Raw genomic sequence first — 9,306 nt, 5'->3', positions numbered from 1 at the left:
GGGGGGGGCCCCTGCCTTCCCCCGAACCCGCCCGGTTCAGAGGAGCTTGCCGAAGACCTGCTCGACCACCCGGGCCGCGGCCTTGCCGTCGTCCAGGGGGCAGAACTGGTTCACGAAGGCCTCGTACCGCTCCCTGTGGGCCTCCTGGACCCCGTCGATGTCGCGGATCGAGTCGATGACCTCGTCGGAGGTGCGCAGCAGCGGGCCCGGGGCGGTCTCGGCGAAGTCGAAGTAGAACCCGCGCAGGCTGTCGCGGTACTCCTCCAGGTCGTAGGTGAAGAACAGCATCGGGCGGCCGGTGTTGGCGAAGTCGAACATCAGCGACGAGTAGTCGGTGATGAGGATGTCCGTGACCAGGAACAGCTCCTGGATCTCGGGGTAGGCCGAGACGTCGAAGACGAAGTCCTTGCCCACGTTCGGCACCCGGTCGACGATGTTGGGGTGCCTGCGGAACAGCAGCACGTGGTCGTCGCCGAGGGCGTCGTACAGCCGCCGCAGGTCCAGGTGCAGGTCCAGCTTGTACTTGCCGACGGAGTAGAACTTGTCGTCGCGCCAGGTGGGTGCGTAGAGGATGACCTTCTTGCCCTCCGGCAGGCCCAGGCGCTCGCGGACCGCCTCCGTCACCGCCTCGCGCTCGGGGCGGTGGAAGATGTCGTTGCGCGGGTAGCCGGTCTCCAGGATCTCGTTCTCGAAGCCGAAGGCGCGGCGCAGGATCGGGGTCGCCCAGGGGCTCGGGGAGACCAGGTAGTCCCACTGGTTGGTCTCGTGCCGGAGCCGGTCGTGGTAGTTGCGGCCCGCGAACTGGACGTGCTCGATGTCGAAGCCGATGCGCTTGAGCATCGACCCGTGCCAGGTCTGCACGACCTTCTGCCCGGGCTGCTTCTCGAACCACATGGGCAGGTGGGCGTTGGAGACGATGAACTCCGAGCGCGCCAGCGCCTCGAAGTACTCGCGGCTCGTGTGCCGGACCTCGGTCAGCCCCGGGGGCAGGGTGATCTGGCGGTTGCGCACCATCCACGACATCGGCGTCTCCACGCCGCGGCGCCGCAGTTCCTCGTACATGTCCCGCGGGCTGTCGGAGAACTGCTTGCCGGTGTAGCTGTCGAAGACGATGCCGGGCAGCACCGGCTTGCGGCGCAGCTTGGGGTAGACCTCCTCGCGCAGGACCTGCTGCGCGTAGGACCCCTGCTCCTCCGGACGCAGCACCGAGCCCAGGCGCAGCACGGGCCACCCGCGGCCGTCCGGCTTGAGCTCCAGGTCGAAGCCGCCCTCCTTCTCGGGGGCGGGGAACTTGGCGGTGCGCAGCTCCCGCGAGAAGCCGATCCGGCGGTCGTCCCACTGGTTGTCGCCGGTGGCGGTGCGCAGCAGGAAGCGGTAGTTGCCGGGCGTGAGGGGCACCTTCGTGCCGAAGTTGGGGATCGCGGTGGGCGGGACGGAGGCCGAGAACCGGCCGTCCGCGGCCTCCACCGGGAACAGGTGCTCCTCCATCCGGCCGACGGCCTTGACCACCAGGGAGAGCTCTCCCGTGGGGGTCTCGGGGAAGTCGCCCCGCAGGTCGAGGACGTCGTCGTCCCAGGAGACGGCGGTGAGCAGGGGCTGGGGCCGCTCCACCCGGACCCTGGTACGCCCGGCGAAGTCGGGGAGCACCCGCACGCTCAGGCCGGAGTGCGCGTAGCGGCCCTCGGGGCCGTCCTCGGCGAAGGGGATCCACCGGGAGCGGCCGGAGCCGTCCCGGAGGTGGACCGACCAGTCCTCGTAGGGGTCGCTGCCCGCGATGGCGTCCCTGTCCTGGTAGCCGTCGGTGAGGGCGGCCAGGTCGGCGAGCACGCGCACGGACGCGCCGTCGGTCTCCACCTTCGCCGGGACCTCGACGTCGCCGGGGAAGCGCTGGACGTAGGCGCTCAGGCCCTCGGTCGGGGTTCCCGTCGCCCGGCCGCTCAGGACCAGGGAGGAGCCCTCGACCGCGGAGCCGTCCAGGACGACCGCCGGTCGCTCGACGGTCAGGCGCAGCTCGAAGTCGTCCACCCAGTGCGGGCGGGCCCACACGCCCGGCCGGACCTGCTCGGGGCCGAGCATCCGGACGTCGGCCGCGGCGGGCTTCTTGAGGCGGTCCACACGGCGGAAGCCGCGGTTGACCACGCCCAGCTCCACGTACCAGTCGCCCTCGTCCCCCAGCTCGGCCGGGTCGATGACGATCCGGTAGCCGCCCCAGTCCTTGCGGGAGGTGGCCACCGTCGGGGCGAGCCGGAACTCGTTGGCCTGGTGCGTGGTCGTGTTCAGCCGCACGCGCCTGCCGTCCTCGGCGTTGACCGCCCAGGCGCGGACCTGCTGCTGGAGGCGCTTGTTGGGCCGCAGGTACTTCAGGCAGACCCGGCCCCCGACGACGAGCTTGCCGTCGACCCAGGTGAGCTCCTCGGCCTTCTGGCGGAGCTTGAGCTCCGAGCGCACGCGGTAGACCGAGCGCGGCACGCCCTGGGCGGGGTCGTCCTTGAACGGGTAGTCCGCGTAGTAGCGGATCCCGTGCCGGACGATCTTGGCCTTCTTGTGCTCGGCGCTCTTGTTGAAGACGATGACCTCGCGCAGCTGCTCGACCTTGCGCTGCCGGATGAGGTGCCACTTGAGGCGCTCGATGGCGGGGAGGTCGCGCAGCACCTTGTCGTCCACCTGGTCCAGGTAGGCGTTGCCGAGCTCGACGAGCCGCCGGGTGAAGTCCGCGTCGGCCCGGTCGAGCACCTGGAGGAAGAGGCGCAGGTCGCTGCCGAGCGCCACCGCGTCCCACCGGCGCTTCTGGAGGGGCGGCTGGTTCTCCCTGAGGAAGTCGCTGACCTTGGTGACCGCGCTGACGCGGTCCTCCAGGGCCTGGGGTCGCAGCCGGTCCTGGGTGATGGACTTGTCGTCGCTCGGGCGCTCGCGCCAGAGGTAGACGGGCGCGGAGAGCACGTCCACCGACTCGGCGAGGAAGTGCAGGGGGATGGCCACGGGGATGTCCTCGTGCAGGACGCCGACGGGGAAGGTCATCCCGTGCCTGTCCCAGAAGGAGCGGCGCCAGACCTTGTTGGTGGCCAGCCGGTCCACCAGGAGCGTGTCCTCGCGCGTGATGTGCGTGCCGGTCTTGGCGGTGCGGAAGATCCTGCGGTGCATCGGCGACTGGCGCGTGCCCAGCTCGTTGAGGCGGTGGACGTTGCCGCTGGAGAAGTCCGAGCCGCTCCGGCGCAGGCTCTCCAGGTGGTAGCCGAACGCGTAGGACGGGATCACGTCGTCGCTGTCCACGAAGGTCAGGAAGTCGCCGCGCGCGTGCTCGATGCCGGTGTTGCGGGCGGCGCCCAGGCCGCCGTTCTCCTGCTGGATCAGCCGGAAGCGGGGGTCCTGCTCGGCGTATCGGGCCGCGATGGCCGCGCTGCCGTCCGGGGACCCGTCGTCCACCATCACGACCTCGAGATCGTCCCACGTCTGCACCTGAAGGGAGCGCAGGCACTCGTCGAGATACCTCTCGACGTTGTAGATGGGTACGACGACACTGAGTGCGACCACAAATGACTCCAAGGCTCCGCGGATCCGAACACACCCGTCGCACAGCGGAGGTCGCGCCAGCGCGCGCCCGGTCTACCGGGTGTGGGGGGAGGGTGGATCAGGCTCCCGCTCCTGTCAGCCCGCAGAGACGGAACGACTGACAGGACAGGACAAGGTGGGCAAAGTAGAACCCAGGTTAACCCATGACTTCAAACCGTCTGGAATTGCGTGAACTTCCTCCCCGCCCGGGCGGGAGGCAACGCGAGGGAGGCCGCCGGGTCGGGTCAGGGGAGGCGAACCCTTCGCCCGCGGGCGCGAGGAGGGGGGCACACGCCCGCGAAAGCGCTCCCACCTCGGACGTGTCGGCCTCGGCAGGGCCCGGCCGCGGCGCCCGCGGGGAAGGCGCCGGGGGCGCCCGCCGCGGCGGTCCGCGGCCCGTGCGCCCGGGGGCGGCGGCGCGCCTTGGATCCCGTCACCCCCGTCCGTGACGCACGACACTCCACGGCGGTCCGGGGTCCTCGGCAGGTCAGGACCCCCGAAGACCCCGGAGTCCCGCGGGGCCGGGGCGCGGGCGCGCACCGGCCCCCGTCGCCCCCGACAGCGGACGGCGGCCGCCCCCGGGCGGGGGGACGACCGCCGCACGGCGTCCGGGGGCCTACTCACCCCTCCACACGGGGGCGCGCTTCTCGGCGAAGGCCGCCGCGCCCTCCATGGCGTCGTGGCTGACGAACACCGGGCCCGTCAGCTCGTTCTGCTTCTCCCACATCTGCTCGGTGGACCAGTCGCCGGAGGAGGTGATGACCTCCTTGGACACCCGCACCGCCAGTGGGCCGTTGGCGGTGATGCGGGCCGCCAGCTCGCGTGCGCCCTCCAGGGCCCCGCCGCTGGCGGTGACCCGGTTGACCAGCCCGAGTTCGGCCAGGCGCGGGGTCTCGACGAAGTCGCCGGTCAGTGCGAGCTCCATCGCGATGTTGCGCGGGATGCGGTGCTGGAGGCGCAGCAGGCCGCCCGCACCGGCGACCAGGCCGCGCTTGACCTCGGGGATGCCGAACCTGGCGTCCTCGGCGGCCACGACCAGGTCGCAGGCCAGCACGGCCTCGAACCCGCCCGCGAGGGCGTACCCCTCCACGGCGGCGATCAGCGGCTTGCGCGGCGGGCGCTCGGCGAAGCCGCCGAACCCGCGCCCCTCCACCAGCGGGACCTCGCCGCGCATGAAGGCCTTGAGGTCCATCCCGGCGCAGAAGGTGCCGCCCGCGCCGGTGATGATGCCGACGCTCAGATCCTTGCGCGCGTCGAGGTCGTCGAGCGCCTCGGCGACGCGTGCGGCGACCGCGGCGTTGACCGCGTTCCTGGCCTGGGGCCGGTTGATGGTGATGACGGCGACGCCGTCCTCGGCGGTGTAGAGAACCTCGTCGGACACGGTGCCCTCCCTACTTCGGCGGCATGCGCAGCGCGCCGTCGATGCGGACGACCTCGCCGTTGACGTAGCTGATCTCCAGCAGGGCCCGGGCGAGCCGGCCGAACTCCTCGGCGGTGCCCAGGCGCTTGGGGAAGGGAACCGGCGCGGCCAGGCGCTGCTTGAACTCCTCGGCGGCCTCGCCCTCGCCGTAGATGGGCGTCTCCAGGATGCCGGGGGCGATGGTGTTGACGGTGATGCCGACGGCCGCGAGGTCGCGGGCGGCCGGGAGGGTCATGCCGATGACGCCGCCCTTGGAGGAGGAGTAGGCGATCTGGCCGATCTGGCCCTCGATGCCGGCGAGGGAGGCGGTGTTGACGATGGAGCCGCGTTCGCCGTCCTCGTTGACCGGCTCCGTCTTGGCGATCTCGGCCGCGGCCAGGCGCAGCACGTTGAAGGTGCCGATGAGGTTGACCTGGATGACCTTCTGGTAGCTGTCCAGGTCGTGGGGGTTTCCACTGCGGTCGACGGTGCGGGTGGCCCAGCCGATGCCCGCGCAGGACACGGCCACCCGGAAGGGTTTGCCGGTGTCGACGGCGGCCTGGACCGCGGCCTTGACCTGGTCCTCCTGGGAGACGTCGGTGCGCACGAAGACACCGCCGATCTCCTTGGCGACGGCCTCCCCGCGCTCGGCGTTGAGGTCGGCGACGACGACGGTCGCGCCCGCGGAGGCGAGCTCCCTGGCGGTGGCCTCACCCAGGCCACTCGCGCCGCCCGAGACGAGGGCGGAGATTGCGTTGAGATCCATGGCGGAACTCTACAGAGGATGCGACCTCCGCACTAGAACCAGGTTCGGTTAATTGCGGGTAGCCCCTCCGAACAGGACTTTCACCCGGAATCCGGAGTTCTTCGCGGAACCTCCGTGCACCGTGGTCACGGAGCGCTACCGTCCTGTCATGGCGATGACGACCGCATTAGCATGGGCTCAGGAATCGACCCGGGAGGTTTCGATGACCGCTGAGCCGCTCCCCGACTGGTTCATGCCCCCGCCCGGCGGCTGGACCGCCGACGACATGGACAACCTTCCCCCGGGAGTGCCCCGGATGGAACTCATCGACGGAGCCCTTGTCTTGCTTTCCCCCCAGACCCGATTCCACGCCAAGGTCATGATCCGCCTCGCGGCCCGTCTGGAGGAAGCGGCGCCTCCCAACGTCGACGTCCTCTCGGAAATGACCATGAAGCTCGGCAAGCGCCAACGCCCGGAGCCCGATCTCATCGTCTACGAGTTCGCGGAGGGAGCCGAGGAGCACCTCGACTGGTACCAGGCCACCCACGTCCCTCCCGAAGATGTACTCCTCACTGTGGAGATCGTGTCCAAGGAGTCCCAGGACCGGGATCGCTCCACCAAACCGCTCAAGTACGCGCAGGCGGGTATCCCGCATTTCTGGCGGATAGAGCACGAGGAGAACGGACCCGCTGTCTACGTCTACGAGTTGGACGGCACGAAGGAACCCCGCTACATCCCTGTCACCGTCGCTCGAGAACGCCTCAAGCTGGACCTGCCGTTCCCGATCGACATCGACGTGAGGGCGCTGTCCCGCTAGGTCCCGCGCAACGCGGCGCGCGCCACGCTCCGGCCGCGCGCCGCCGCCCCCGACGGGACCGACCGGCCCTAACTCCTGCCGAAACGCCCCAGGCGGCGCTGTCGGCGCCGCTGGTGCCACCGGGGCAGCGCCTCCCGGGCCAGGTCCGCGGCGCCGATGAGGCCCGCCTCGTTGCCCAGCTCGGCCGCCGCCACCCGGGCCTCCGGACGGTAGCCGCGCCCCGTGAGGTTGCGCCCGAACGCCTCCCTCGCGGGCTCCAGCAGCAGTTCCCCCGCCTCGGACACGCCGCCGCCCACGATGAACAGCTCCGGGTCGAACGCCGCGGCCAGGTTGGCCAGACCCGAACCCAGCCACTGCCCGGCCTCGCGCATCAGCTCCACGCACGCGCGGTCGCCCTTGCGCGCCAGCTCGCTGACCAGCGGCCCGGTGATCTGGGCGGCGTCGCCGCCCACCGCCTGGTGCAGGGCGTCCGCCACCGGCGACTGCGAGGCCACCAGCTCCCGCGCCTCCCGCGTCAGCGCGTTGCCGCTGGCGTACTGCTCCCAGCAGCCCCGGTTCCCGCACTCGCAGCGGTGTCCGCCCGGCACCACCGTCATGTGCCCGAACTCCCCGGCCAGTCCGTACCGGCCCCGGTGCAGGTTCCCGTCGAGCACGACCGCACCGCCGATGCCCGTGCCCAGGTTCACCACCACGACGTTGTGCACGCCCCGGCCCGCCCCGGCGCGCACCTCGGCCCAGGCGGAGGCGTTCGCGTCGTTCTCCACCACCACGGGCAGCCCCAGCCGCAGGGCCAGGGCCTCGCGCAGCGGCTCCCGGCGCCAGGACAGGTGCGGGGCGAACAGCACGTTGGCCCGCCGCTCGTCGACGAAACCGGCGGCGCCCACGCCCACGGCGCGCACCCGGAACTCCCGGCGCAGCTCCCGCACCACCGAGACGATCGTGTCCTCCACGACCGCCGGGCTCTTGCTGCGTTCGGGGGTCTCCGTGCGCAGCCTGGCCAGGATGCGCCCGCCGGGCGTCACCACACCGGCGGCGACCTTCGTCCCGCCGATGTCCACCCCGATCGTCAGGGCGTGCCCGTACCGCGTGTCCGCCACCGTGACCAACTCCAGCGTCCCGGACCCGCGCTCCGCGGGTCAGCCACACATGAGAACGCGCGCCCGGCCGTCCGCGTGCCCGGACGCGCGTGGAGGCTCGGGCGCCGGTGGGGTCCTGGCGGGTGCCGGACGCGCGATCGCCAGGAACGGGCCACCGCACGGCGGGCACCGGAGGTTCCCCCTCCGAGACGCCCGAGCAGGGGGCGTCGAGCCCCCGAAGGAGTCCCGCCCTCAGCCGAGTGCGGAGCGCACCACGGCGGCCAGCCGCTCGGCCACCGCGGTGGCCTGCTCCTGCTCCGGCGCCTCGACCATGACCCTGACCTTGGGCTCGGTCCCGCTGGGCCGGATCAGCACCCGGCCGGTCTCGCCCAGCTCCTCCTCGGCCTCGCGCACGGCCGCCGCGAGCTCCGCGGAGTCCTTGGCGCGGGCCTTGTCCACGTCGGGCACGTTGACGAGCACCTGCGGCAGGCGGGTCATCACCTTGGCCAGCTCCGCCAGGCCCTGCTCGCGGTGGGCCATCGCGGCCAGCAGGTGCAGGCCGGTCAGGACGCCGTCTCCGGTGGTGGCGTGCTCCAGCAGGATCACGTGCCCGGACTGCTCACCGCCCAGGCCGAACCCGCCGCGCTTCATCTCCTCCAGCACGTAGCGGTCGCCCACCGCGGTCTCCACCACGGTGATGCCCTCCCGCTCCATCGCCAGCTTCAGGCCCAGGTTGGACATGACCGTGACCACGAGCGTGTCCTGGGCGAGCCTGCCCTCCTCCTTGGCCTCGGTGGCCAGGATCGCCAGGATCTGGTCGCCGTCCACCACGCGGCCCTCGGCGTCCACGGCCAGGCAGCGGTCGGCGTCGCCGTCGTTGGCGATACCGGCGTCCGCGCCGTGCAGGCGGACGGCCTCCTGGAGCACCTCCAGGTGGGTGGAGCCGCACCCGTCGTTGATGTTGTGGCCGTCCGGCTGGTCACCGATCGCCACGACCTCCGCGCCCGCGCGGCGCAGCGCCTCGGGCGCGACCAGGGCGGAGGCGCCGTTGGCGCAGTCCACCACGACCTTGAGGCCCTTGAGGCTGTGGGGCACCGAGGCCAGCACGTGCTCGACGTAGCGCTCGGCGCCGTCGTCGGCGTCGGTGACCCGGCCGACGAGGTCGCCCACGGCGGGGGTGGAGGGCACGCCGAGCATGCCCTCGATCTCCTCCTCCAGGGCGTCCTCCAGCTTCTGGCCGCCCCGCGCGAAGAACTTGATGCCGTTGTCGGGGGCCGGGTTGTGGCTGGCGGAGAGCATCACGCCGAAGTCGGCGCCGAGCGCGCCGGTCAGGTAGGCCACGGCCGGGGTGGGCAGCACGCCCACGCGCACCACGTCCACACCGGTGCTGGCCAGGCCCGCGACGACGGCGGCCTCGAGGAACTCGCCGGAGGCGCGCGGGTCGCGGCCCACCACGGCCTTGGGCCGCGCCCCGTCGCCGCCGCGGGTCAGCACCCGCGCCGCCGCGACGGACAGCTCCAGCGCGAGGGCGGCGGTCAGGTCCCGACCGGCGACACCGCGTACACCATCTGTTCCGAACAGCCGAGCCACAGGCGGACAGCCCCTTTCGACGACGGCGCCGGGTCACGGCGCCGGTGGAGTAGCGAGGGTGGCCCAGACAAGCCACCGGGAAAACCGAAAGCCCGTACGCCGTCCCCGGTGGTGGGAACGGCGTACGGGC

General features: G+C 72.0%; 6 protein-coding genes. 1 reads left to right on the top strand and 5 read right to left on the bottom strand.

Annotated elements, in window-relative coordinates; translation table 11 throughout:
• Positions 1-36: 36 nt before the first annotated feature.
• From DQW06_RS22720 to DQW06_RS22710, 3 genes are all read right to left on the bottom strand, one after another.
• Positions 37-3,531, bottom strand: coding sequence for a bifunctional glycosyltransferase/CDP-glycerol:glycerophosphate glycerophosphotransferase (locus DQW06_RS22720; RefSeq protein ID WP_071621247.1), 3,495 nt, complete (start codon positions 3,529-3,531; stop codon positions 37-39).
• Positions 3,532-4,165: 634 nt separating this feature from the next.
• Positions 4,166-4,930, bottom strand: coding sequence for a crotonase/enoyl-CoA hydratase family protein (locus DQW06_RS22715; protein WP_013156151.1), 765 nt, complete (start codon positions 4,928-4,930; stop codon positions 4,166-4,168).
• A 10-nt stretch (positions 4,931-4,940) separates the two neighbouring features.
• Positions 4,941-5,714 (bottom strand): SDR family NAD(P)-dependent oxidoreductase, encoded by a 774-nt coding sequence (locus DQW06_RS22710; RefSeq protein ID WP_019610109.1) that lies wholly within the window; start codon positions 5,712-5,714, stop codon positions 4,941-4,943.
• 202 nt (positions 5,715-5,916) lie between these two features.
• Here DQW06_RS22710 and DQW06_RS22705 point away from each other — a divergent pair, with 202 nt between their 5' ends.
• A complete protein-coding gene (locus DQW06_RS22705) occupies positions 5,917-6,510 on the top strand; it encodes a Uma2 family endonuclease (RefSeq protein WP_013156149.1) in 594 nt (197 codons plus the stop codon).
• A 68-nt stretch (positions 6,511-6,578) separates the two neighbouring features.
• On the opposite strand, the gene DQW06_RS22700 is transcribed toward DQW06_RS22705, so the two are convergent.
• Both DQW06_RS22700 and glmM read right to left on the bottom strand, forming a co-directional pair.
• Positions 6,579-7,607, bottom strand: coding sequence for an ROK family glucokinase (locus DQW06_RS22700; protein ID WP_013156148.1), 1,029 nt, complete (start codon positions 7,605-7,607; stop codon positions 6,579-6,581).
• Between the two features lie 231 nt (positions 7,608-7,838).
• On the bottom strand, positions 7,839-9,176 hold the full coding sequence (gene glmM, locus DQW06_RS22695) for a phosphoglucosamine mutase (protein ID WP_013156147.1): 1,338 nt from the start codon (positions 9,174-9,176) through the stop codon (positions 7,839-7,841).
• Between the last annotated feature and the right edge of the window lie 130 nt (positions 9,177-9,306).

Source organism: Nocardiopsis sp. TNDT3 (assembly GCF_003427465.1).
Taxonomy (GTDB): Bacteria; Actinomycetota; Actinomycetes; order Streptosporangiales; family Streptosporangiaceae; genus Nocardiopsis; species Nocardiopsis dassonvillei.
The sequence above is the reverse complement of the archived record's forward strand: the minus strand, read 5'-3'. Positions and strand labels throughout refer to the sequence as shown.